The sequence below is a fragment of the Hymenobacter sp. R533113 genome, from assembly GCF_056835965.1.
In genome coordinates this window covers 1,746,968-1,769,201 of the sequence record NZ_JAKWBD010000013.1, presented here as the reverse complement: position 1 = coordinate 1,769,201, position 22,234 = coordinate 1,746,968, and the positions used below count along the sequence as shown (strand labels likewise).

The window sequence follows — 22,234 nt, the reverse complement described above, 5'->3', positions numbered from 1 at the left end:
GAGTTAGTTAGAACAAGCTATTGGGCCAGCGACTACCCGTATAGCGCCAACTCTTACCGCTCGCCACCGTTTGCTAAGGGGCTCTCTCAGAGAACGGAAAATATAGCACGTTAAGGGGCCCGGTGCCTCTAGTGAGTAGGCTGGATACCTCTCGGCTGAACTGGCTCCTCAGACCGCAGTCGAAAAATGCCCTTGTGCAACATCATTCCAGCTGACCGGTCTCATTCGTAGATGAGCTACTTGCCTACCCCCTCGCGACCGACCAGCAGCTTGTGGCGCAGGTGCTAGGAGGAAACACCGCCTCTTTCGGGCATCTCGTACAGCGCACGGAAGGGCTGGTGACGCAGCTGGTATTCAAGATGATTCGGAATCCCGCCGACCGCCCGGATGTCGCGCAGGAAGTGTACCTGAAGGTTTTCAAGAATTTAGCCGGGTTTAAGTTTCAAGCAAAACTCTCCACATGGGTCGGCCAAATCACCTACAATACGTGCCTTCATTACCTGGAAAAGAAGCAGCTAGTGCTGGTGGACCTGTCGGAACAAGCGCCGGATGACCCATCGGAAGAGGGCCGCAGAGCCCCGCCCGCGCCGGTCGCTGGTACGGACTACGACCCCGAAATGGTCCTTTTTGGCCAAGACCTGGCCAGCATTCTGGGCACGGCCATCGAGCAGCTGCCCCCGCTCTACCGCACCTTGATTTCCTTGTACCACCAGCAGGAATTGAGCTATGAGGAAATCGCCCAGATAACCTCCTTGCCGGACGGAACCGTGAAAAACTACCTCTTTCGGGCGCGGAAACTCTTAAAGCAACACCTATTGGCTACTTATCAACGCGACGACTTATGACTAGGCTCCATCTTTCCGAACGCGACCTCCAGCAGGCGGCCGAATCCACCCCCACGCTGCCTGCCCCCCAGGCGGCTCATCTGCGCACCTGCCGCCTGTGCCAGGGCCGGGTCGCTACTTACCAACACCTGTTTACGGCGGCGGCCCGACTGCCGCAGCCGGCTTTTGCTTTTGACCTTACAGCGCTGGTCCTGGCACAATTACCCCAGGCCAAACCCGCTTTCCCCTGGGTACTCAGTGGCGTGGCCGCCCTCGTGTTGGGAGTGGTGGTGACGTTCCTTGCCCTGTTTGGCGGCCTACTGGTACCGGTTTTCCAAAGCTTGTTCACCGGGCTAGGGGCCGGGCTGGTGGCAGTAGCCGGCTTCCTCATGGCCGGCCAGTGCCTGGAGCTGCTGGCCCGGCATCGCCGGCAAATGAGCCTGCTGGCTTTGTCTTAATTTTTTTGCAACATGACCGGCGCTGGCCGGTCTCATCCGGTACCGCCACCCGGCTCGACCTATGAAACGTTTTTGGCTGCTTCTGCTTTTCTGCGTGACTTCTTGGAAGGCTTCGGCCCAAAGTGCTGGTGCGCTGGTACCGGTCCTCGATGGCAACGCGCTGGAACTCGCCCGTCGGGTCTTCTTGCCCGTGGTGGGACTTTTCCTGCTCTGCAATTTCGTCTTGGCCGCCGTAAAACTGGTCTTGAACTACCTGCTGAAAAAGCAGATAGTGGCGGCCGCTACCTCGGAAAGTATTGTCGAGCGCCTGCTGCCCCGCCCGCAGGACGAGCAAAACAAGGTAGTGAAGTGGGTCGCGCTACTCCTCAGTACCGGCACGGGGCTTACGCTGTGCAGCCGGTACCTGCCCTTGGGCCTTCACTCCGTCATCATCCTGTTGTTCAGCACGGCCCTTGGATTTCTGGCCTACTACCTCTTCCTGCGGCGCCAACCGAAGTAGTACCGCGCAATGCTTCAGTGCCCAGTCATTTTTCGGTGTCCCTGACCGCAGTTTTAGCGGCTGGCCAGGGGATACTGTTCCCCCAGCCGCGTCTTTTTCCCGTGTCACATTAACTTCAATCCCCATGAATCAAGCGGCATCCTTTGCTCAATTTACTAGGTATTGCCTGGTAGCTTGTATTGAAATTAACTTTAATAATCAAGTAGTTATGAAAAACGGTGACAAATTAGCGGCGCAGTGGCGGCATTGTCTTTCCCTACGCTTACCCGTGGCGCGGTGGTTGGGGTGTCTCGGGTTGATGTTAGCCGGCCTGTTGCCCGGTACGCTATTCGCCCAGTCGTTGGGCGAAGTGTCCGGTAGGCTGCTGGACCAAGGCACGCGCCAGCCGCTGCCCTTTGCCAACGTCTTGCTGCTGCGGCTGTCCGACTCGACCCTAATCGGTAACACTCAAACCGCTGAAAACGGCACCTTTGCCCTGACCAACCTCGCGCTGGGCCGGTACTTCGTGCGGGCCGAGGCGCTGGGCTACCAGTCCGCCCGCCGACCGGCCACGCTGGACGCTGCCGCTCCGGTAGTTCGCCTGGGGGAGTGGTTGGTGGCGCCGGCGGCCGTGCAACTCGGCAGCGTGGTCGTGCAGGGCGAAAAAGCGGCGCTGGTCCACGAGCTGGGTAAAATCATTCTCACCGTGGGCAAAGACCTCAACAGCGCGGGCGGTACGGCGGCGGACGTGCTCCAGAAAGTGCCCTCGGTGGCCGTGGACGACAACGGGCAAGTCAGCTTGCGGGGCAATGCAAGCGTCACGCTCTACCTCGACGGCCAGCCCGCGCCCCCCAACCTGCGCCTCGACCAACTGCCCGCCAGCCGCCTCGAAACCATTGAGGTCATCACCAATCCCGGCGCGCAGTACGCGGCCCAGGGCACGGGGGGCATCATCAACCTGGTGCAGAAAAACCAACCAAGACCAGCTGGAACGGCGACGCGCTGGCCACGGTGGGCACCCGAAACAAGTACACGGCGTCGCTCAGCGGCAACCGGCAGGTCGGCAAACTCACCTTTTCTGGCAACGCCGACGGGTTGAGCAATCGGTTCCGTGGCAGCTCGGCCTTGCGGCAGGTCGCCACGGTAAACGGCCGCACCAACCGCACCGACCAAACGGGCGCCAGTACGCGCCAGCAAACCAACTACAGCCTACGGCTGGGGGCAGAGTACGCCCTCACCGACGAACAGCGCCTGACGCTCACGGCCCAGTACTACGCCCAGGACTTTCGCACCACGCAGGCCTTTGCCACCCGGCTCGCCCAGGACCCCAACCCCTCGTTCCGCCTGCGCAACCAGAACACGCAGGCCGAAAACCTGTACGGCGGCCGGGTCTCGGGTACTTACCGGCACACCTGGGCCGCGTCCCCTGGCCGGGCGTTAACCGCCAGTGCCTCGTATTACCTGGACGGCGGCACCGTCACGACCCAGCAGCGCGTCTTGGACGGGCCGGCCCGCTACCCGCGCAACGCCCGCCAGCAACTGCTCGACGTCACCATTCAGATGCCTTCGGGGCAGGTAGACTACGTGCATCCCCTGGACAAGAAGCGGCGCTGGGAAGCGGGCGTCAAGACCGACGCCCTGGTGACGCCCGGCACGGCCGATTATGCGGTGCAACCCACCCCGGGGGGCGAATTTGTTCGGCAGGAAGCGGGCTCGTACCGCTTCGAGTACCGGCAGCTCATTCCGCAGGCCTACGGGTCCTACCAACACAAATCGGATGTGTGGGAGTACCAGGCCGGATTGCGGGCTGAATTTACGGGGCTCTCCGCCCAGGTGCTGCCCACGGGCGCGGTCCGCCAACGGATTCTCAACGTCTTCCCCTCGGCAACGGTGGCGCGCACGCTGCCCCACGACCAGCGCCTGCAACTCAGCTACTCGCGCCGCGTGAACCGCCCCAACTTTGTGCAAATCATTGCGCTACCCATCTATTCCGATGCCCGCAATTACGTAGTGGGCAACCCCGACCTGCGCCCCGAGTACGGGCACGTCGCGGAACTGGGTCACCAGCTAACCTGGCGCGCCACGACGCTGAACACGACCCTGTTCGGGCGCTTGGCCAGCCAGTCCATCCAGAGCCTGCGCACCATCGATACCCTGGCCACCCGCCGCAGCGGCCAGCCCGATTTCATTGCCCGCACCAGCTACGCCAATTTTGGCCGCACGGCCAGCTACGGGCTGGAACTCTCGCTGACGCAGCCCGTGACCAAGTGGTGGAAACTCACGGCGAACGGCTCTTACTACCGCAATCAAGTGGCCAGCTTTACCGGCGATGGCACCCGGGCCAACTTCACCGGCACGGCGTATCTGCTCAACCAGTTTAGCCCGACCAAGACCCTGGCCGTGCAGCTCAGCGGCAACTACCGGGCCCCGCTGGTGGTGCCGCAGGGCCGCTTGTTGGCTGTGTACGGGGTGGATGTGGCCCTGCGCCAACGCCTGTTTCGCGACCGGGCGGCGCTGACCCTGCGCGTGAGCGACGTATTCAACACGCGCCGCCAGTACACGCAGCTCGCGGCCGACGGGCTTGCCGCCGACATTCAAACCAAATACGAAACGCGCGTGGGCTACCTGGGACTCTCCTGGTTTCTGGGGGCCCATAAGCCCGCCAGCACCATTGAAAACCAGCCGCAGGGCGATACGGGTGGTTTAGGTGGTTAGCGCCAAGCGACATAAGCTAGCCGTGCGCGCAAAGCTCGAAACTATGATGCCTGTCATCCTACGCTTTGGGTGAGTGGCACAGTATATATCTGCACTAGCTGATGGAACGCACGATGGGCAAACTCCAGCCCCTGGGGTCACTTTTTACGCCTTAACGTGCTATGTTTTCCGTTTTCTGAGAGGACCCGTACTTCTACCTGATCCGTACAGCGGTGAAGCGTCAGTTTTATACTTCAGCGAAGACACATAAGAAACTCAAGAAGCTGAAGCACAATCACTAAGCTATTCCCTGAAATCGTTTGTCAGGTAAAGCAACGCGAAGCATCTGGCGTGCTGACGTCTGGTTACTAAGCTCACATCAGCGAGCGAGATGCTTCGCTCTGCTCAACATGACAACCAGAAAGTCTCAACAGCAGTAATCCAATATCCGCCTAACCAGCGGGAGCCGAATAATTAATTCGGCTCCCGCTTTTTTTGAAACGAAATGCTGACCTTGGCCGCCGCAAAGGCCGGGCTTAGCCCGCCTCTACCATTTCATTCCGACTTTTCCCCTTATGGCATTTAACTTTAATTCTTACACGCCCGCCCCAGAATTTGCCCCCCAGGCCGCGTATTTCTCCATGGAATTTGCCCTGGATCAAGCCCTCAAAACCTACTCCGGTGGCCTGGGCTTCCTGGCCGGCTCGCACATGCGCTCGGCCTATGAGCTCAAGCAAAACCTCGTTGGTATCGGTATTCTGTGGTCGTTTGGCTACTACGACCAGGACCGCAATGAGGACCAGACCATGCGCGCCGACTTTCGCCAGAAGCACTACTCATTTCTGGAAGACACGGGCCTCGTATTTCCCATCGTCATTCATGATGCAGAGGTGATGGTGAAGGCCATGTATCTGGCCCCTGATACTTTCGGCACCGCCCCTATGTTCTTCCTCACCACCGATATTCCGGAGAACGACTTCATCTCACGCACCATTTCCCATCACCTCTACGACGCCGATACGGCCGCCCGTGTGGCGCAGTCCATTCTGCTGGGCGTAGGCGGGGGCAGGCTGCTGGATGAGCTGGGCGTGAAGGTGGACACCTACCACCTCAACGAAGGCCACGGCCTGCCGCTGGCTTTCTACCTCTACGATAAGCACGGCCGCAAGCTGGAGGAAGTGCAGAAGCGCCTGGTATTCACCACGCACACGCCCGAGCTGGCCGGCAACGAGGAGCACGACGTGAAGCTGCTTGCTAAAATGAGCTTCTTCGGCAACGTGCCCGCCGAGGAAATAACCCGCGTGGCCGGCGTGGAGCATGACCGCCTGAACTACACGCTCACCGCGTTGCGCTTCGCGCGCAAAGCCAATGCTGTATCGAAAGTGCACGGCATTGTGGCCAATCAGATGTGGGGCAAGAATGCGGGCATCTGTCCTATTATTCCTATCACCAACTCCCAAAACGGCACTTACTGGCGCGACCAGCAGCTGCATGAGGCCCTAAAAGCCAAAGACGATGTGGCGCTGAAGGCCCGCAAGCGGGAGCTGAAAAAGCAGTTGTTTGACATCGTAGCCGACCAAACCGGCACACTGCTAGACCCTGATGCCCTGACCGTGGTGTGGGCCCGACGCTTCGCCAGCTACAAGCGCGCCGACCTGATTCTGCGTGATTTTGAGCGCTTCAAGGAGCTGGTTTCTAACGCTGATCGACCTGTGCAGGTAATTTGGGCTGGCAAGCCCTATCCGAAAGACTACGGCGCTATCAACCTTTTCAACGACATCATCCGGCAGACCCGCCCCCTGAAAAACTGCGCCGTACTCACTGGCTACGAGTTGGCTTTGTCGGCGTCGATGAAGAAGGGCTCGGATATCTGGCTCAACACGCCCCGCTTCCCCGCGAAGCGTCGGGCACCAGCGGCATGACGGCCGCCATGAACGCCTGCGCCAGCCTGAGCATCGCCGACGGCTGGATACCAGAATTTGTGCGCCACGGCGAAAACGGCTTCCTCATCCCCCACGCCGACCTAAACCGCCCCGAGCACGACAAGGACGACTTCGAGGCCGACAGCCTGCTGACGGTGCTCGAAAATGAAGTAGTGCCATTGTACTACGACCAGCCCGAGAAATTCCTGGAGCTGGTAAAAACCGGCATGCGCGAGGTAGAGCCCGAGTTTGAGTCGCACCGCATGGCCACGGAATATTACGAGCTGATGTATAAAGTCTGAATCGCGGATTTTGCAGATTAGTCGGATTGCCCGGATTTTGGTGACGATTCCGCTTTAATCACCCAGTTTTAGTAAAAAAAGCCCCCCAGAGCAGTTCTGGGGGGCTTTTTTACTCAATACAAGCGGCGTATCTAGCAGAAAGTAATCGTCACCGAAATCCGGGCAATCCGACTAATCTGCAAAATCCGCGATTCAGACACTGATAACCGTTTGCAATACGGCCCACACGTTGTTGGCCAGAATCTTCTGGCCCTCGGCATTGGGGTGCACGCCATCCGGCAGGTTCAGGGCGCGCACGCCCAGCACATTTTGCAGCAGGAAGGGCACGAAGGCAACGTTGTTTTTATCGGCCAGGGTACGGAAGGACGCCTTGAATTCGGCAGCGTAGCGGCCGTACTGGTGGCTGCCAAAGGCGCTCAGGTCAAAGGGAAACTCTAGGCCTACCAGCACGATTTTGGCCTGTGGGTGCTTGATTTTTACCAGGTCAATGATTTCCTGTAGGTTCTGAGTCGTTTCGCGCACAGGAATGCCGCGCAGACCGTCATTAGCCCCCAGCTCCAGCACAAATACATCCACCGGTTGGCGCGCCAGCACGCTCGCTACGCGCTGGCGGCCGCCGGCCGTGGTTTCGCCGCTCACGCCGTAGTTCAGGGCTTTGTAAGGCAGCGTCAGCGAGTCGAGGCGCTGCTGAATAAGGGCTGGGAAGGCCTCGTTGGCGCGTAGCTGGTAGCCAGCCGTAAGGCTGTCGCCGAAGAAGATAATGTTTTGCATATGAACGGGTTAAGTCACTAGGGGGCTTCAGTGCGCTGCTACCGGTACCCACCACTGATTGGGGGGCTTTTTCTAAAGCTTCAGAAATTGCGCGGCCGCCAGGCGCAGCCCCTCCGTGGTGCAAAGCCCGCGGATGTAGTAGAAATACACCCCCCGAAATACGTCGGCGCGGCTGTATTGGTCGGGCGGGAACAGCTCGTGGTTGAACACCATGTTCATCTGCTGCATAATAATCTTGGTAACCAGTTCAATATCAATATCGTGGCGGAACTGCTGCTGCAGTACGCCTTCCTGAATCAGGTTGCGCAGCTGCGGGTAGGAGTAGTTGGCCAGATGATCGAGTAGCATATTCCAGGCTTTGGGGTGCAGATGCTGGATTTCCAGAAAGCTGTTGCCGGTTACCTTGTTCATCTCGTGAAAGCCATGCGCGTGCAGGGCCATCATTCGCTCTACGGGCGAAGAAAAATTGGCGAACAGCTCCGTATGCTCCTGCTTTTGCCGCTCCAAATCGTGCTGCATCGCCTGAAAAACCAGGTCGTCCTTGCCCCGGAACATCCCATAAAAAGTGGCCGGTGCTACCTGGAGCGCCTCGATCAATTCGCTTTCAGACAAGCGGCTAACGCCGAGGCGTGCAAACACCAGCTGAGCCTCTTTCAGCAGGTTGCTCTTAAAGGATTGCATCATAGGATAATAGCGGAAAACAGGCGCTGAGCAAGCGCCATTCCCGACACGTAAATACTTTGCTTTTAGAGATTTACCTCTTTACTTAACCAACCCTAAACCGAAGAAGAACAGCAGCTGTAACAGGTACACGAAAGGCACCAGTGCATTACGTTTGGCAAACTGTGTGCGGTTGAAATAGATCTGCAGAATGAATGAAATGACAAACCAGCCTTTGAAATTGAGTAGCGGAATCAGGTCGTATTGCCACTGCCAGAAATCCAGTGGGCCGGCCACGGGCTCAATACAGGCATCGAGGCCCACCATGAGCAGGGCCGCCACCACTGCCCGCCCGATACTGGGAAGCGGCAGATAGCGGGCCAGGATACCGGTGCAATAGGTTAATATCCACCAGTTTACCCCAATCAGCAAGGGCACGCCCAGCATCTTTATGCCCAGCGTATCGCCGTAGCTGTACTGCCCAAAGAGGTAGCCCGTATTGATGCCCACCACTTCCACAAAGAAGCCCACCACCATCACCACCAGGCTAAACCAGATGAACGTGGGGCTGCGGTCGGGGTGAAAAGCCAGCAGCAGAGCCGCCGTCAGCAGCAGATTGAGCGGGGTGAATTGCAGGAAAAAGCTGGGGTCCTGGGAAAGCGCCAAGCCCAGGAAGCCCGTGACGTGGAACAGAAGCAGAATGCCCTGCGCTATGCGCAACCGGCGATGCCCTGGGTCGGTGCCCGTAGGCGGCGCGATGGGCAGGCTTTGCGTGGATTCGGAAAAAGACACAGAGGAGGAAATTATCAGTAAGCGTTCTGAATGGAGTTTAGCAGTAGCTGGAAGAACGCATATTTTCGGAATTAAGATAAACCATTCAATAGAACGTCATGCAAAGTAGCGCGAAGCATCTCGCTCGCGCCGTTAGATTAGTAATCAGATGTCAGTACACGAGATGCTCCGCTCTGCATAACGTTTCGGAGACTGATTGACGATCTTAAGTTGAAGGGAGTTCTTAGCTTTTGATTAGTTCGGCCGCAATTTTGGCCGACAGCAAACACAGCGGAATGCCGCCGCCAGGATGCACGCTGCCGCCACAAAAGTACAAGCCATCGAGTTGGCGTGAAAAATTGGGATGCCGCAGAAAAGCGGCCAGTGCATTATTGGAGCTGCTGCCATACAATGCGCCGCCAAAGGATGACGTGCGCTCCTCAATTCCCCGCGGGTCCCAGACGCGCTCGGCCCGAATCAGGGGCTCTACGGCAATGCCCAGGGTGCGGGTTATTTTGGCAAGCACCGCTTGGCGGGTTTGGGCAATCAGCGCGTCCCAGTCCTGGCCCTGATGGTGGGGCACGTTCACCATCACAAACCAGTTTTCGTGGCCCACGGGCGCGTCGGGGGGCGTTTTTTGGACGTCACGTTCACGTACACCGTCGGGTCAGCGCTGACGGTTTTGTGCTCAAAAATGGCTTTAAACTCCTGCTGATAATCCTGGGAAAAGAAGATGTTGTGCAGGTCCAGCTCCGCGAATTCGTGGGCGATGCCCCAGTAAAAAATAAGCGCCGAGGACGAGCGGGGCTGACTAAGCGTGCGCTCGGGCGCGGGCTGCTTGGGCAGCAGGCGGCGGTAGGTCGGCACCACATCCATGTTGCTGACTACCAAGCCAAAGCTGTACACATTCAGGGGCGTGCGCACGCCGGTTACGCGGCCCTTCGCCGTCAGAATTTCCTCGACGGGCTCGTTGTAGCGAAACTCTACGCCTAGCTCTTCGGCCAGGCCAACGAGGCTTTGGGCGATGCTATAAATGCCCCCCACGGGATAAAAAGCGCCAATGCCGTGCTCCAGGTGCGGAATCAGGCTGAGCGTGGCGGGCGCTTGATAAGGGTCGGAGCCGTTGTAGGTAGCGAAGCGGTCGAAGAGCTGCACCAGGCGCGCATCGTTGAAGGCTTTGGTGTGGCGCTGGTGCATGGTGCCCGTGAGGCCCAGGCCCGGCAGCGCCGCCACGGCCCGCAGTACTTCCGGGCTGAGGTAGGTGGCCGCTTTGTGCAAAGACTTATGCAAAAAAGTGCTTTCCGTGGCCTCATAAGCGGAGGCGCTGCGACGCAGGAAGCTCAGCACATCGGCGGCTGGCACGCCCAGCTTGTCTTCTATTTCGGCGGCAAACTTTTCTTCGTCGGCCCAGGCTTTCAGGCGGGTGCCGTCGGCGAAGAAGTAATGGGTTATGGGGTCGAGGCGCTCGTAGCGAAAATGATCCTGCGGGTCGCGGCCGGCCAGCCGAAACAAGTCGTCGACAAGCTGAGGCAGGGTGAACAGCGACGGACCCGCATCGAAGCGGTAGCCGCCGGGCAGCTCAAACTGATACATTTTGCCCCCAAACGACTCCTGCGCCTCAAATACCGTGACGGCGTGGCCCTTGAGCGCCAGTCGCACGGCCGTAGCAATACCGGCAATGCCGGCTCCAATGATGGCGGCGGGTTGTTTCAAGCAGATCAGGTCTAAAAATCAGGAATGAGAAACGCGAAGTAAATGCGGTTTGCTTGTACTACCATTCCGGCATGATAGTAGTTTTATGTGCAATAAAATATTTCCTTCTTCTAGTTTCTTCTCATCATGGTGGCCATTCAATTTATGAGAGGGCGAGCTTTAGGGGCGGTCCTGATTGTTATTTTCTGCTGGTTGCTGTCCACCGGCTGCGCCACTCCCTTCGTACCTATACGAGCCCAACCCTGCACGCCGCCCACCAACGTCCCCGTACCATCGCCATTCTACCTATCTATCTGACGGTGAACAGCAACGAGGTATCGAGGGCTGAGCAAGTAGCGACCTCCACCACGGGCGAGGCTGCTATGTTTCAGCAGATGCTCTACTCTATGCTGTTGCAGCAGGGGCACCGCCGGCCTGTCGTTATCCGTAACATTGACCAAGGCCAGCTACCATCCAGCGAAGCTTCTTTGACCAACATCCTGCCGCTGGCCCGGCAGTGGGGCGTCGAAGCCCTGCTCGTCACCCGGCTCCACCGTACCCAGATTCCATATTCCGTAGCGCCGTCTACGGTCAACGTCTACAACGACGCGGCGGCTACGGCCACCAGCACCAGCACCAGCCCGGCGATTACTTCATTTAGCGAAGTGATGCTGGATATGGCTTTATATGACCTTGAGGGGCAGCTGCTTTGGAAATATAATGGCCGGGCTACCCCTCTGCTGGCGTCTACCACGGCTGGCCGCCTTACGGAGCGTTTGATGGAAGAAGGTCTTGGTACGTTTCCTTTTCGCCGCTGAGTAAATGGCGTAACAAACACATAAAAATGCCCCCCAGGTCCGTCGTATAGACTTAGGGGGCATTTTTATGGAGTAGACGAACTACTGAAAATACTGGCGTACAAAATCCTGAGCATAGGCTTTCACCTGCTCGCGCACGGCCCGAAACTGGTTCATGACCTCGTCAGCGGTACCGGTAGCTTTGGCGGGGTCGGGGAAGTTGTGGTGCAGCTTGGTGGCCGACGACGGGAACACCGGGCAGGCCTCGCGAGCGTTGTCGCAGACGGTAATGACGTAGTCGAACGGCACGGCCGCGTACTCGTCTACGTGGTTGCTGGTGTGGTGCGCTATGTCCACGCCGTCTTCCTGCATCACCTGAATGGCTTTGGGATTAACGCCGTGCGTTTCGATGCCGGCGCTGTACACATTGGCCTGCTCGCCCAGACTTTGAGTTAGATAGCCGTGCATAAGCTGACTACGACAGGAATTGCCGGTGCACAGCACCAGCACGTTTTTCTTATCAGACATAGGAAGAAGGAATTAACGAGTGCCTAGGCTTGAGCCGCCACCGTGCGGCCCGCGTACCAGCGACGGCGAAACCAGAAGGCCACATTGACCAGCGCAATGAGGGCCGGCACCTCAATCAGCGGCCCGATAACGCCGGCAAACGCCTGGCCCGAGTTCAGGCCAAACACCCCGATGGCCACGGCAATGGCCAGCTCGAAATTATTGCCGGTGGCGGTGAAAGCAATGGAAGCATTTTCGGCATAATCGGCCCCCAGCCACTTGCCCGCGGCAAAGCTGATGACGAACATGATACCGAAGTACAAAGCCAGCGGCAGCGCCACACGCAGCACATCCAGCGGAATGCGCACAATCAGCTCGCCTTTCAAACTAAACATGACTACGATAGTCAACAGCAAGGCAATCAGGGTGATCGGACTGATGGCGGGAATAAAAACCTGCTCGTACCAGGCGTCGCCCTTGAGCCGGCGCAGCACGTAGCGCGACAAAAAGCCCCCCAGAAACGGAATGCCCAGATACACCAGCACGCTTTGGGCAATATCCCAGATGCCGATGTTCACGGCGTAGCCTTTCAGCCCGAAATAAGGCGGCAGCACCGTGATAAACAGCCAGGCCAGCACCGAGTAAAACAGCACCTGAAAAATGGAGTTCAGAGCGACCAAGCCGGCCGCGTACTCGCGGCTGCCGTCGGCTAAGTCATTCCACACTAGCACCATCGCAATGCAGCGGGCAATGCCAATCAGGATCAGCCCCATCATGTATTCGGGCTTGTCGGGCAGCAGCCAGATAGCCAGGAAAAACATGAGCAGCGGCCCTACAATCCAGTTCAAAACCAGCGACAAGCCGATAATGCGGGTGTTCTTAAAAACCGTGGGCAGCTGCTCGTACTTCACCTTAGCCAAAGGCGGATACATCATCAGAATGAGGCCGATGGCAATGGGCACATTCACAGTACCCACCGTGAAGTAATCCACGGCCCGCTCTACGCCCGGCACAAGGTAGCCCAGCGCTACGCCCAGCCCCATAGCCAGGAAGATCCAGAGCGTCAGTCCTCTATCGAGACCGGAGAGCTTTTTTGGGCTACTGCTTCGGGCGGAGGACTTGAAGGAGCAGTGGAAGTTGGTTTCATGCGGTAATAATGGTCAGAAGGGCAGGAAAAAGCCCCCCGGAGTCAGCTAGTTGAAAGTAAATCAGCGGAAAGCAGGACTAGCCAGCAGAGGCACACTCTTTTTTAGCAGCACCCGCCGCCGGGCGTGCAGGACGCCTCGGCAGAGTTGGCCGGCGTGGCGTCGACCAGCGTGAAAGCCATAGGCGCGGTAGTCAGTATTTCCTCGGCTGCCGGCGCGGCTTTGGCGGCTGGCGCGATGCAGCACTGGCTATTGCTGCCAGTGGCCTGGTCGTATTCTTCCTGGTAGCGCGGGTCGTTGAACTCGGCGTCTTCGTGGAAGTAATACACTTCCCATTCCACGCCGTCGGGGTCGTTTACCCAAAACTTGTCCTGCTTGGCGTAGCAGCAGCTGGTGCCCATCTCTTCGCGGGGCAGCAGGCCGGTTTTGCGCGCCACTTCCAAGCGTTGCTCCATCTCTTCCACGGTCTCGACCTGAAAGCCCAGGTGCCCGAAATTACTGGCCACGCGGTCGGGGTTTTCCACGAAAGAAATAATCAACGAGGGCTTATCCAGCACATACTTAGCGTAGCCGCGCCGGATTTTGGCGGCCGGCTGACCAAAGAAAGCCGTGTAAAAGTTGACCGTAGCGGTCAGGTCAGACACGTACAGCGAGATGTGCATCCGGGGGAAAACGGTGGTTTCCATAGGTTTGAAAAGCTTAAAATGTGGTAGAATAATGTTTAGCAGCAGGCGCTACCCGGCGCGCACGCATCGGCCGCGGTAGCCTCGACGAAGAAAGCAGTGAACTGCTGGTACACCTGGCGCAGCAGCTCGGTATTAAGACAGTAGCAAACGGTGAGGCCATCAATCTCACCCCGAATCAAATCCAGCGCCTTCAGTTCCTGCAGATGTTGAGAAACCGTAGTGCGCGAAAGCGGCAGCTCGGCCGCGATATCGCCGGAGATACAGGTTCTCTTGGAAGCCAGCAGCTGAATAATAGCTACTCGCGCTGGATGGGCCAAGGCTTTGGCCACGCGGGCTAGCTGTTGCTGCTCTTCGGTAAAGGCGGTGGTTTTGGCGTATGTCATGGTACAACTATGAAGTATGACGTAAATATACGACATAGTATGACAAGATTTTACGCCACAGATAAAATTCATTGCGACTAAGCTTCTTGGCCCTTATCAGAATATCAGCGGCCGCTTGTCGAAATCAGCTGCCAAAATGTCGAACGCTGCCACTCGGCCGGGGGGCTATTTTGCCCCCCCGGCGCGCGGAAACTCACATTTAAACCATTTCCCAACTTTGTCCAGCTTAGCCAGACCACCTCAAAATAAGCCCCTATACTCAGTTCAACACGTAGGTATGGACTCCATCCTTACAGGCTGCGGAGGCACCGACCGAGTTATCGTCATAAATAGATATATAATTGGGGGTAACAACTTTGCCTTGTTCAAGACGAATAACGCCCGCCTGCAGGCTTAAGATGGCCTCACCCGAGCAAACGTAATAAATGTAAGCATGGTGTAGGGAAAAACTCCAGTTGTAGGTTCCCCCATTACTGCCATCCCCGAAGGTCATCGTGTACTTCCCGTCTGCCCCAAATTTGAGTGCGATAGGCGAGAGAGGCTTGCCCGCGCTTTTACCAAAGTTCCCGTAGTCACAGCTGATCGTCTGCCCCACGATGCGCGCATAAGCCTTATTGGAAAGCGTAACATCTAGCTTGAGGATGACCTCCCGATTGTTGGTAGCATCCCAAATCTTCACTTCATAGGAGGGATTATTGATATCCACCGCGGAAACAGGAGTCGCACCAAACTGCAACGCATGCCAGGGTAACCCAAACGGCCCAACTTTCACAGGCTTGTCATCGAGCGTCAAGCGCACCATCTGGCTCATAAAGTTGGGGACTGTGAGCTTGTCCTTCTCCTTGTAAGTTGCTTGGGAGGTAATTAAGTCATAATTAGGATTGTAGTTACCAATTTGCAGCTTGTAATCCAGGTTGGCCTCAAAGCGAATAGCGCCGATGTATCGGAGTGTGCCCAAACTAGAATTAATTCCAGCGACCGTAATTGTTCTAGGCCCCCTGGTTGGTCCATAGTTCAGAGAGCAAGGCTTGGCCGGTTTCGCCGGTATAGCTGGCTTAGCCGGTGAGGTAGGGGTCGCGGGTACTGCTGCGACGGCGTCTTCTGCTGGTTTAGCCGTATTACTTCCATTGGACTGATAGATTAGTAAGTTACCCCCTGTTTGCCGCAGGACAATGCCGGTATGGGCTATATTGCCACTACCGCTAGCAGGATCCGTCCAGAAAACAATATCTCCTACCTGCAGTTGCTCCTTTGGTAACTCGGTGGCCGTCTTTTTAACGGCTTCTAGAGCACTTAGGTCACTAGCCTTGCCTTTTGTGGCTTGCAACGCGCTATTCCAGTTATCTGCATTAAATTGCTGGGCTGCGTTATAGTCAATCATAGTGGGAAGACCGGCATTGGTTGCCATTAGGCCGATAAAGCCTGAACAGTCGACACCACGTATTTTTTCCGTACAGTACAGCGCGGGCGTAACAGGTGGCTGGCCGGCTAAGCGAATTTCCTCGGCACTCTTCCGAGTAGCAATCTGCTTGGAACCGAATACATAGCCTAAGCTGGTCTGCGCGGGCATATCAGGTTCTTCATCAGGCCGGAAGTGCTGCGGAGCCATCAATAAAGTTGGCTCCAACTTGCAGCATGTGAGCAATAAGCCATCGTTTTTGCACTGCCTCCGGCAATTCGCCCACGGTGACTCTGCTTGTTTCGGCAATCCCTTTTCCTGCGGGGAAGAGCTTGATAAACGCGGGGTCATATTCGGCGAGAAAGCTGGTGACACTTACACCGGGGGCCAGCAGCACGTCTTTCATGCTGACCTGCTGACTGGGTAAGCTATCTAAGATATCAATGACCCGCTGTGGAATAAACGGCGCTGTCACCGGCACTGGAATCACCGGTGGGGGAATTGGAGTAGTGGGCGGCGCCGGTGAAGGTGTGGCTGGCTCAGTGCCACTCTTCTCGCAGCCAAACCAAAACAGAACCGGCAGCAAGAGCAGCCAACGCAGGCGTAGGGGTGTTGTCATATATAGGGAGATAAGCTCCAAATTGAAGTCACCCCAAAGTACTATATCAACGCCAATTAATGATATACCCAATAGTAGGTATATTGTATTTCTGTGCCCGATATTTAACGGCAGAGAATCAGCAGAATAATCATTCCCGCTCTAGTCTAAAAAGCGCGGTCAAGCTATTTACTTTTCCCGTGTACCCACCCTCCAGCTTACCATGACCGACGAGCAGCGAATCCAGCAGACCCTAGCAGCAATTGCCGCCGTAGCCGATTCCCTACCCGGCGTGGTAATCATCCTCAACGACGACTGCCGCCGCGTGCTGTATATGTCGGGCCGGGGCCTGCGGCAGCTGGGCACCACTCAAGCGGAGGTGACGGCGCTGGGCGAGGAGTACTACGCCCGCTATTTCAATCCCGACGAAGCCCATGAGTACGTACCTAAGGTCGTGGAGCTGCTGGAGCGCAATGACCCCAGCTACGCGGTGACCTTCTTTCAGCAGGTGCGCACTGGCCCGCAGAGCCGCTTTGAGTTGCATTTGAGTACGGCCCGAGTGTTGCTGCAGGGTCAGCACGGCCAGCCCCTGCTCACCGTTTGCCTGTCCTGCGTCATCGACCCCGACAGCCATATCACGACGAAAGTGCAGCGGCTGCTGGACGAAAACGCCTTCCTGCGGGCCCACGCCGCCCGCTTTGCGGCCCTCACCAAGCGGGAGCGCCAAGTGCTGGCCGGCATTTGCCGGGGTCAGAGCTCAGGAGAAATGGCGGAGGTATTGTTCCTCTCGCCTCAAACCGTGGACACGCACCGGCGCAACCTGCGCCAGAAATTGCAGACTACCTCGGCCTTCGAGCTGGGGCAGTACGCGCGCGCCTTCGACTTAATCTAGTGGCGAGTTCTGGCTAACCATTTTCCTCGATTTCCCTTCTATGCCACAGGGTACTCTGGAAGCAGCAAGCCAATGAAAAAGCCCCCCAGCGCACCTAACAGAGCAAAAAGCCAAAGTCACAACGCTCCAAGAATATTTGGGGTGTTATGACTCCGGCTTTGCACGGCGGCTGAAGTCAGGCGCCAGCTCAGGCTGGTTCCAGCTTCTTCTTTGTCTTAGTGACCTTATGTTCTCCTCGCCTACTCCACCGCCAATACGAGTCCCTTCAGATACTCGCCTTCTGGGTGAAACAGGCTTACCGGATGGTCGGCGGGCTGGGTGAGGTGGTGGAGCACCCGCACCTGCCGGCCCGCCTCTATGGCTGCCGCCAGCACCGCGCCCTGAAACAGCTCGCGGCTCACGACCTGCGAGCAGCTGAAGGTAAATAAAATGCCCCCCGGCGCGATGCGGCGCAGGCCGGCCGCGTTCAGGCGCTTATAACCCATCAGAGCGTTGTGCCGGGCCGAAAGGTGCTTGGCAAAGGCTGGCGGGTCGAGCACGATGAGGTCGTACTGCTCCTCGCTGGCTTTCATAAACGTGAACACATCCTGGGCGTAGGCGGCGTGCTTGTCCTCCAGGCCGGTGAGGGCCGCGTTGCGCTCGGTTAGCTCGATGGCGCGCTTGGAGCTATCCACGGAATGCACCAGGGTGGCGCCGGCTTGCAGCGCATACACCGAAAAGCCCCCGTGTAGCAAAACGTATTCAGTACGCGCCGGCCGGCCGAGTAGCGAGCCAGCAGGTCGCGGTTGTCGCGCTGATCGATGAAAAAGCCCGTTTTCTGGCCCGTTTCCCAGTCTACGGCAAATGGGTGGGCGTTTTCGTGCACCAGGTGCTCGGTACCGGTGGAGCTGCCCAGCAGGTAGCCGTTCTGAGCATCCGGGGCGGCTTTGGCGGGCACGGTTTCGGCGCTTTTATCATAGATGGCCCGCAACTTATCGCCCAATACGGCCTTCAACGCCTCGGCTATCTGCGGCCGGGCCAGGTACATACCCGCGCTGTGGGCTTGCAGTACGGCCACGTCGCCGTACACATCCACAATCAGGCCCGGCAGCCCGTCGCCCTCGGCGTGAATTAAGCGGTATACGTCGGTGGCGCTGAATTTTGCAGACTGGGGGGCATTTTCAGCACCTTCAGCAACTTGCTGCAACGAATTTTCTCCCTGAGTCGTAAGGCCCAGGCGCTGGCGCAATTGGTACGCGTTGCGCAGCTTCCCTTCCCAAAAAGCAGCATCGGGTTCCGTGGCTTCAGGGCCAAAACCCAGCATACGTACCGCAATTGAACCCGGTGCGTAGTGGCCCACGCCCAGCTGCTCGCCATTTGAGGCCTGCACTATCACTACCTCACCTTCCTGGGGCTGGCCCTGCATGCGGGCAATGGCGCCCGAAAACACCCACGGGTGCAGGCGACGCAGGGATTGATCTTTACCAGGTTTGAGGGTGACGATGATAGGCATACAGGTGGCTTGGGGGAGAAACGAGCCCGCAAAGGTCGGCATTTCAGGCGCTTATCCCCGCCTGCGGTGCCCCTTTTTGTTTGAAATGGACACAGTTTGTTAACCTGCTTTAGCTACGAAGTTGCTCACTAGTTGCGTATTATGGTATTCAAAGCGCTAGCAAAATGACCAACGATATCCAAGTAGGACACATCATGCTGCTGGTAGCGGCCGGCCTGGTGATGTTTCTATACGCCGTCAATCGCCTGTCGCTGGCCCTACGCTCGGTGGTGGGCGAGCGGGCCAAAACCCTGCTTCAAAAGTTTACCCACAACCTGTTCATGGGCATCCTGACCGGCACCGTGGTCACGGTGATTCTCGATTCGTCCTCGGCCGTTATCATTATCGTTATTGCGCTGGTCAGCGCCGGGGTGCTCACGTTTCGGCACGCGCTGGGCGTGGTGCTGGGGGCTAATATTGGCACCACCATTTCCAGTCAGCTGTACGCCTTCGACCTGGGCGAATACGCGGCGGTGGTCATGGTGCCCGGCTTTTTGCTGTTGATGCTGGGCAAAAGCAAAGAGGTGCGCACGGCCGGCCGGGCGTTGTTCAGCTTTGGCTTGTTGTTTTTCAGTCTTTACTTCATTGGTGAAGCCGCCGCCCCGCTCAAAGACAGCCTGGCCTTCCGCGACTGGCTTCAGGGTCTCGAAAGTCCGCTGAAGGGGCTGTTGGTAGGGGCTGGCGTCACTTTCCTGATTCAATCGTCATCTGCTACGGTGGGCATGGTGGTGGAATTTGCCTCCAAAGGCCTGATGACGTTGCCCGCCGGAGTAGCCGTGATGCTGGGGGCCGAGCTGGGCACCTGCTCCGACACCCTGCTGGCCACCGTTGGCCGAGGCCGGGCAGCCTTAAAAACGGCGCTATTTCACCTGAGCTTTAATATTCTGACTATCACGCTTGGGGTCATCTTCGTTGATGCCCTCGTCGGACTGGTTACGCAGCTAGCCGGCCACGCGCACGTAGAGCGGCAAATTGCCCACGCTCACGTCTTATTTAATGTGCTGGGCGTGCTCCTTTTTGCCCCCTGGTACCGCTGGCCCAGCGCCTGCTCGACGCGTTGCTGCCAGATAAAGCCACGGCGAAAAAGAACAGCAATAAAGCGCTCCAAGTTTCTCCAGCTTAGGCAATTGGCATTTTGCTGACCGAAACAGCCGCTCATAGATACGCCGGCGCCAGGCAAATTGCGCCCACATGATGGGGTATAGCAGCGCGTCCGGCACTGGTGAAGCCGTGCGGAATTATATTACGTCGCCGCCGACAAGTGCCACTTTGCTAAAATGTCAGGCAATTGCTAGGATGGAACACTCGCATTAATTTTCTTTAGATTCGATACTTCTCCTCACTATTCCACTACCCTTCTCTAATATGGCGTTTTCTCAGCGCTTTTTCCGGACTGCTGCACCAATGGGACTGTTGCTGGCCACCCTGGCTGGTTGCTCCCGCCAAGACCCGACACCCGCCGCCCCGATGGGTCTCACTTGGACCGTTGATAACAAAACCATGTCAACGGTCTTCGATCAGCAGACCACGAATGGCCCCGATATTGAGGTCAGTGGGAGCGTGGACGCCTCCCAGGGGGCGCGTCAATGGTGTTGAATATGCCCAGACGTCTGGGTACCTATACGCTGACTCCAAACAGCTGGGACGTGTATGCGGCTTACTCCGGCGACGGCCTCTACCGCTCGACCAGCGGCTCCATTACCGTTTCCACCCTGACGGCGACCGTTATGAAGGGCACCTTTACCTTTATAGGCACGAGTAATTTAGGTAGCACGCCCCGGACAAAAACGATTACTCGGGGCACCTTCAACGTTGCTTTATAAGGGGCTGCCAGAAGCAGGACTCAGCTAATACTCCCCCGCAACCAGCCTGTCTACTCTAACGAAATTCTTTCTTCATTAGAGTTGCTATGCGTTGAATTTCACATTCGGAATTATCTTTCTGGATGCCCTCGTCGGACTGGTTACGCAGCTAGCCGGCCAGGCTAACGTAGAGCGGCAGATTGCCCACGCCCACATTTTGTTCAACTTGCCGGGCGTGCTCCTTTTTGACCCCTGGTGCCTCTGGCCCAGCGCCTGCTCGACGCGCTGTTGCCGGATAAGGTGAAGGCGAGAAAGGGTAGAAATAAACGTTTACAGCCCCACCTTAAAGCCAAAGCATTCTTCACCGAAACAGCCGCCGATAAATAGGCTGGCGCCAGGCAAACTGCGCCCACATCACCGGATATAGCAGGGCATCCAGCACCCGCGAGACTGTTCTGAATTCGACAGCATCGATAATAACGGTGCCGCCCTCAGGGCTGGGCTGCATGAGGTGGCGGTGGCGCCAGAAGCGCAGCGGGCCGGGCAGCTTTTGTCCTTCGTCAATGAAATAATGCGTACCGCCGGGCATCACACCATCGTCGGTAATCAGGCTGGTCCAGCGCTGGCTGATGGGGCCAACCGCCAGCTCGATTTCTACCTGGTCGCCGCGGCGGCTGCCATCGAAGCGGTGCAGGCGCATCTGAGGGAACGGGGGCGCCAGTTGCAGAAATAGCTCGCGGGTGAAACCGGCCATAACCTGAGCGGGCGGCTGCGCTACGCGGGTGCGGAGGGTGAGGTGCATACCACCTCAAACAGCCTACTGAGGGCTTAGGTTGCGGGGGGCTTTTTCTTCGCTTAAAATAACTTCAACTGCCAGGCCGGAGCTTGCCCGATTAACGGTAAGCCCTACCAGAACCGATTGGTGCACACCACTTGGGCTTTTTTCTTCAGCCGCAAACCCACCAGTACCTCATGGCTGCCGCCGTGGTAGCCAGTCAGCTCGGAGAGACCAGCGTCGTAGGAATAGCCCACCGTGAGCTGCTCGTAGCTGAAGCCCACCATCCCCACGAACGAGTCGAAGGCGCGCCAGGATACGCCGGCCCACAGCAGATCCTGGTACTTGAGCTTGGCATTGATGTCGAGCGAGAGCGGGGCCGGGTTCACGGCCTTTACCAGCACCGACGGCACCAGCGACCAATCACTACTGAGCGGTACCCGCACCCCGGCCGTAGCGAAGTAGTGCCGCTTCAGGGAGTTGCCAGGCGCGCCCTCACCTACCGTATTAGGTCCGTAGGAGAAATTGAGCTGATTGCCCAGCAGCTGCGCCCCCGATACACCCACGTAGAAATCCGAACTGTATACCCACAGGCCCACTGACCCATCCAGCACCCGCGAGGCGGCGCTGGCCGCCTGGGTCGTGGGGTCGAAGAATCGCAGCTTCTGCCCATCCACGGCAAACTGCTGCATGCCCACCGACACGCCCAGCGCCGCCCGGAGGTTGGGCCTCAGCACCAGATTGTAAGCATAGGAAGCGTAGGCACCGGTTCGGCTCGTGGGGCCGGTCTCGTCTCTATACACAATGCCCCCCAGCGCGTGAAACGGTCGGCGCAGGTCGCGGAGAGTGCGCTTGCTGGTAGAGCGCCACTTGCCCAGCGAGGAGCTGGCGCTGGCGTAGTAGGTTTTGGGCGCCCCTTCCAGGCCCGTCCACTGGGTGCGGTAGCTGAACTTGACGTCGATATAATCCTCCACACCGGTCGCGCCGGGGTTCAGGATGTAATTGTTGTTCATGTACTGGCTGTACTGCGCCTGCTGCTGGGCCCAGGCCGGCGCGGCGGCCAGTAGCAGCGGGAGCAGCGGGAACAGCAGTAGAGTTAAAGCTCTTTTCATAACAGGTATTATCTTAATCGTCTGTCTGAGAAGCA

At 57.7% G+C, this 22,234-nt stretch carries 25 protein-coding genes and 1 pseudogene; 12 read left to right on the top strand and 14 right to left on the bottom strand.

The annotated features are described in order from the left end of the window. Nucleotides 1–272 precede the first annotated feature (272 nt). The 7 genes from MKZ35_RS17145 (at nt 273) to MKZ35_RS17115 (ending at nt 6,678) form a co-directional block, all read left to right on the top strand. Nucleotides 273–845, top strand: coding sequence for an RNA polymerase sigma factor (locus tag MKZ35_RS17145; RefSeq protein ID WP_482514412.1), 573 nt, complete (start codon nt 273–275; stop codon nt 843–845). After that, nucleotides 842–1,282 carry a hypothetical protein gene (locus tag MKZ35_RS17140; protein WP_482514411.1) on the top strand — a complete coding sequence of 147 codons (441 nt, stop codon included), beginning with the start codon at nt 842–844 and terminating at the stop codon, nt 1,280–1,282. The genes MKZ35_RS17145 and MKZ35_RS17140 overlap by 4 nt, the downstream gene beginning before the upstream one ends. Before the next feature lie 94 nt (nt 1,283–1,376). Continuing rightward, nucleotides 1,377–1,781 (top strand): hypothetical protein, encoded by a 405-nt coding sequence (locus MKZ35_RS17135; protein ID WP_482514410.1) that lies wholly within the window; start codon nt 1,377–1,379, stop codon nt 1,779–1,781. A 208-nt stretch (nt 1,782–1,989) separates the two neighbouring features. Continuing rightward, nucleotides 1,990–2,859 carry a carboxypeptidase regulatory-like domain-containing protein gene (locus tag MKZ35_RS17130; RefSeq protein ID WP_482514409.1) on the top strand — a complete coding sequence of 290 codons (870 nt, stop codon included), beginning with the start codon at nt 1,990–1,992 and terminating at the stop codon, nt 2,857–2,859. Beyond that, nucleotides 2,772–4,475 (top strand): outer membrane beta-barrel family protein, encoded by a 1,704-nt coding sequence (locus MKZ35_RS17125; protein ID WP_482514408.1) that lies wholly within the window; start codon nt 2,772–2,774, stop codon nt 4,473–4,475. The genes MKZ35_RS17130 and MKZ35_RS17125 overlap by 88 nt, the downstream gene beginning before the upstream one ends. A 554-nt stretch (nt 4,476–5,029) precedes the next feature. Continuing rightward, nucleotides 5,030–6,376: an alpha-glucan family phosphorylase gene (gene glgP, locus MKZ35_RS17120; protein WP_482514407.1), complete on the top strand. Its 1,347-nt coding sequence runs from the start codon at nt 5,030–5,032 to the stop codon at nt 6,374–6,376. After that, on the top strand, nt 6,373–6,678 hold the full coding sequence (locus MKZ35_RS17115; RefSeq protein WP_482514406.1) for a hypothetical protein: 306 nt from the start codon (nt 6,373–6,375) through the stop codon (nt 6,676–6,678). The genes glgP and MKZ35_RS17115 overlap by 4 nt, the downstream gene beginning before the upstream one ends. Before the next feature lie 192 nt (nt 6,679–6,870). Here MKZ35_RS17115 and MKZ35_RS17110 read toward each other — a convergent pair whose 3' ends face one another. The 5 genes from MKZ35_RS17110 to MKZ35_RS17090 form a co-directional block, all read right to left on the bottom strand. Next, nucleotides 6,871–7,449, bottom strand: coding sequence for an arylesterase (locus tag MKZ35_RS17110; RefSeq protein WP_482514405.1), 579 nt, complete (start codon nt 7,447–7,449; stop codon nt 6,871–6,873). 72 nt (nt 7,450–7,521) lie between these two features. After that, nucleotides 7,522–8,133 (bottom strand): TetR/AcrR family transcriptional regulator, encoded by a 612-nt coding sequence (locus MKZ35_RS17105; protein WP_482514404.1) that lies wholly within the window; start codon nt 8,131–8,133, stop codon nt 7,522–7,524. 78 nt (nt 8,134–8,211) lie between these two features. Then, nucleotides 8,212–8,901 (bottom strand): carotenoid biosynthesis protein, encoded by a 690-nt coding sequence (locus tag MKZ35_RS17100; protein ID WP_482514403.1) that lies wholly within the window; start codon nt 8,899–8,901, stop codon nt 8,212–8,214. 223 nt (nt 8,902–9,124) lie between these two features. Continuing rightward, entirely contained in the window at nt 9,125–9,496 is a 372-nt protein-coding gene (locus MKZ35_RS17095; RefSeq protein ID WP_482514402.1) for a phytoene desaturase family protein, read from the bottom strand. Next, nucleotides 9,472–10,593 carry a phytoene desaturase family protein gene (locus MKZ35_RS17090; RefSeq protein ID WP_482514401.1) on the bottom strand — a complete coding sequence of 374 codons (1,122 nt, stop codon included), beginning with the start codon at nt 10,591–10,593 and terminating at the stop codon, nt 9,472–9,474. The genes MKZ35_RS17095 and MKZ35_RS17090 overlap by 25 nt, the downstream gene beginning before the upstream one ends. Nucleotides 10,594–10,892: 299 nt before the next feature. Between MKZ35_RS17090 and MKZ35_RS17085 the strand changes: the two genes are divergently transcribed. Further along, nucleotides 10,893–11,390, top strand: coding sequence for a hypothetical protein (locus MKZ35_RS17085; RefSeq protein WP_482514400.1), 498 nt, complete (start codon nt 10,893–10,895; stop codon nt 11,388–11,390). Nucleotides 11,391–11,471: 81 nt separating this feature from the next. Here MKZ35_RS17085 and MKZ35_RS17080 read toward each other — a convergent pair whose 3' ends face one another. The 6 genes from MKZ35_RS17080 to MKZ35_RS17055 all read right to left on the bottom strand — a co-directional run bounded on the left by MKZ35_RS17080 (nt 11,472) and on the right by MKZ35_RS17055 (nt 16,108). Continuing rightward, the gene (locus MKZ35_RS17080) at nt 11,472–11,897 is read right to left on the bottom strand and encodes an arsenate reductase ArsC (RefSeq protein ID WP_482514399.1); all 426 of its coding nucleotides are present in this window, start codon (nt 11,895–11,897) and stop codon (nt 11,472–11,474) included. 23 nt (nt 11,898–11,920) lie between these two features. Further along, nucleotides 11,921–12,919 (bottom strand): ACR3 family arsenite efflux transporter, encoded by a 999-nt coding sequence (gene arsB, locus MKZ35_RS17075; RefSeq protein WP_482514398.1) that lies wholly within the window; start codon nt 12,917–12,919, stop codon nt 11,921–11,923. 206 nt (nt 12,920–13,125) lie between these two features. Beyond that, nucleotides 13,126–13,707, bottom strand: coding sequence for an ArsI/CadI family heavy metal resistance metalloenzyme (locus MKZ35_RS17070; RefSeq protein ID WP_482514397.1), 582 nt, complete (start codon nt 13,705–13,707; stop codon nt 13,126–13,128). A gap of 35 nt (nt 13,708–13,742) precedes the next feature. Further along, nucleotides 13,743–14,090 (bottom strand): ArsR/SmtB family transcription factor, encoded by a 348-nt coding sequence (locus MKZ35_RS17065; protein ID WP_482514396.1) that lies wholly within the window; start codon nt 14,088–14,090, stop codon nt 13,743–13,745. 259 nt (nt 14,091–14,349) lie between these two features. Further along, on the bottom strand, nt 14,350–15,699 hold the full coding sequence (locus MKZ35_RS17060) for an NlpC/P60 family protein (protein ID WP_482514395.1): 1,350 nt from the start codon (nt 15,697–15,699) through the stop codon (nt 14,350–14,352). Further along, entirely contained in the window at nt 15,674–16,108 is a 435-nt protein-coding gene (locus MKZ35_RS17055; RefSeq protein WP_482514394.1) for a hypothetical protein, read from the bottom strand. Before MKZ35_RS17055 ends, MKZ35_RS17060 begins: the two co-directional genes overlap by 26 nt. 202 nt (nt 16,109–16,310) lie before the next feature. On the opposite strand from MKZ35_RS17055, the gene MKZ35_RS17050 reads away from it, so the two are divergent. After that, nucleotides 16,311–16,979: a response regulator transcription factor gene (locus MKZ35_RS17050; RefSeq protein WP_482514393.1), complete on the top strand. Its 669-nt coding sequence runs from the start codon at nt 16,311–16,313 to the stop codon at nt 16,977–16,979. 239 nt (nt 16,980–17,218) lie between these two features. On the opposite strand, the pseudogene MKZ35_RS17045 reads toward MKZ35_RS17050, so the two are convergent. Beyond that, a pseudogene (locus tag MKZ35_RS17045) lies at nt 17,219–18,471 on the bottom strand (class I SAM-dependent rRNA methyltransferase). Between the two features lie 164 nt (nt 18,472–18,635). On the opposite strand from MKZ35_RS17045, the gene MKZ35_RS17040 reads away from it, so the two are divergent. The 3 genes from MKZ35_RS17040 (at nt 18,636) to MKZ35_RS17030 (ending at nt 20,333) form a co-directional block, all read left to right on the top strand. Next, nucleotides 18,636–19,652, top strand: coding sequence for a Na/Pi cotransporter family protein (locus MKZ35_RS17040; protein WP_482514392.1), 1,017 nt, complete (start codon nt 18,636–18,638; stop codon nt 19,650–19,652). A gap of 223 nt (nt 19,653–19,875) precedes the next feature. Next, a complete protein-coding gene (locus MKZ35_RS17035; RefSeq protein ID WP_482514391.1) occupies nt 19,876–20,106 on the top strand; it encodes a hypothetical protein in 231 nt (76 codons plus the stop codon). 2 nt (nt 20,107–20,108) lie between these two features. Beyond that, entirely contained in the window at nt 20,109–20,333 is a 225-nt protein-coding gene (locus tag MKZ35_RS17030; protein ID WP_482514390.1) for a hypothetical protein, read from the top strand. A gap of 340 nt (nt 20,334–20,673) precedes the next feature. Here the strand turns inward: MKZ35_RS17030 and MKZ35_RS17025 are convergent, their stop codons facing one another. Together MKZ35_RS17025 and MKZ35_RS17020 are read right to left on the bottom strand one after the other, a co-directional pair. Continuing rightward, nucleotides 20,674–21,114: an SRPBCC family protein gene (locus tag MKZ35_RS17025; RefSeq protein ID WP_482514389.1), complete on the bottom strand. Its 441-nt coding sequence runs from the start codon at nt 21,112–21,114 to the stop codon at nt 20,674–20,676. Nucleotides 21,115–21,218: 104 nt separating this feature from the next. Beyond that, the gene (locus tag MKZ35_RS17020) at nt 21,219–22,199 is read right to left on the bottom strand and encodes a PorP/SprF family type IX secretion system membrane protein (protein ID WP_482514388.1); all 981 of its coding nucleotides are present in this window, start codon (nt 22,197–22,199) and stop codon (nt 21,219–21,221) included. Nucleotides 22,200–22,234: the final 35 nt, after the last annotated feature.

Bases quoted from the DNA above. Each gene is read 5' to 3' on its own strand.
- MKZ35_RS17105 (WP_482514404.1), bottom strand. From the start codon at position 8,133: ATGATGCAATCCTTTAAGAGCAACCTGCTGAAAGAGGCTCAGCTGGTG.
- MKZ35_RS17030 (WP_482514390.1), top strand. From the start codon at position 20,109: ATGCCCAGACGTCTGGGTACCTATACGCTGACTCCAAACAGCTGGGAC.
- MKZ35_RS17060 (WP_482514395.1), bottom strand. From the start codon at position 15,699: ATGGCTCCGCAGCACTTCCGGCCTGATGAAGAACCTGATATGCCCGCG.
- MKZ35_RS17080 (WP_482514399.1), bottom strand. From the start codon at position 11,897: ATGTCTGATAAGAAAAACGTGCTGGTGCTGTGCACCGGCAATTCCTGT.
- MKZ35_RS17050 (WP_482514393.1), top strand. From the start codon at position 16,311: ATGACCGACGAGCAGCGAATCCAGCAGACCCTAGCAGCAATTGCCGCC.
- arsB (WP_482514398.1), bottom strand. From the start codon at position 12,919: ATGGGGCTGGGCGTAGCGCTGGGCTACCTTGTGCCGGGCGTAGAGCGG.
- MKZ35_RS17130 (WP_482514409.1), top strand. From the start codon at position 1,990: ATGAAAAACGGTGACAAATTAGCGGCGCAGTGGCGGCATTGTCTTTCC.
- MKZ35_RS17065 (WP_482514396.1), bottom strand. From the start codon at position 14,090: ATGACATACGCCAAAACCACCGCCTTTACCGAAGAGCAGCAACAGCTA.
- MKZ35_RS17055 (WP_482514394.1), bottom strand. From the start codon at position 16,108: ATGACAACACCCCTACGCCTGCGTTGGCTGCTCTTGCTGCCGGTTCTG.
- MKZ35_RS17070 (WP_482514397.1), bottom strand. From the start codon at position 13,707: ATGGAAACCACCGTTTTCCCCCGGATGCACATCTCGCTGTACGTGTCT.
- MKZ35_RS17140 (WP_482514411.1), top strand. From the start codon at position 842: ATGACTAGGCTCCATCTTTCCGAACGCGACCTCCAGCAGGCGGCCGAA.
- MKZ35_RS17040 (WP_482514392.1), top strand. From the start codon at position 18,636: ATGACCAACGATATCCAAGTAGGACACATCATGCTGCTGGTAGCGGCC.
- glgP (WP_482514407.1), top strand. From the start codon at position 5,030: ATGGCATTTAACTTTAATTCTTACACGCCCGCCCCAGAATTTGCCCCC.
- MKZ35_RS17020 (WP_482514388.1), bottom strand. From the start codon at position 22,199: ATGAAAAGAGCTTTAACTCTACTGCTGTTCCCGCTGCTCCCGCTGCTA.
- MKZ35_RS17025 (WP_482514389.1), bottom strand. From the start codon at position 21,114: ATGCACCTCACCCTCCGCACCCGCGTAGCGCAGCCGCCCGCTCAGGTT.
- MKZ35_RS17035 (WP_482514391.1), top strand. From the start codon at position 19,876: ATGGCGTTTTCTCAGCGCTTTTTCCGGACTGCTGCACCAATGGGACTG.
- MKZ35_RS17115 (WP_482514406.1), top strand. From the start codon at position 6,373: ATGACGGCCGCCATGAACGCCTGCGCCAGCCTGAGCATCGCCGACGGC.
- MKZ35_RS17110 (WP_482514405.1), bottom strand. From the start codon at position 7,449: ATGCAAAACATTATCTTCTTCGGCGACAGCCTTACGGCTGGCTACCAG.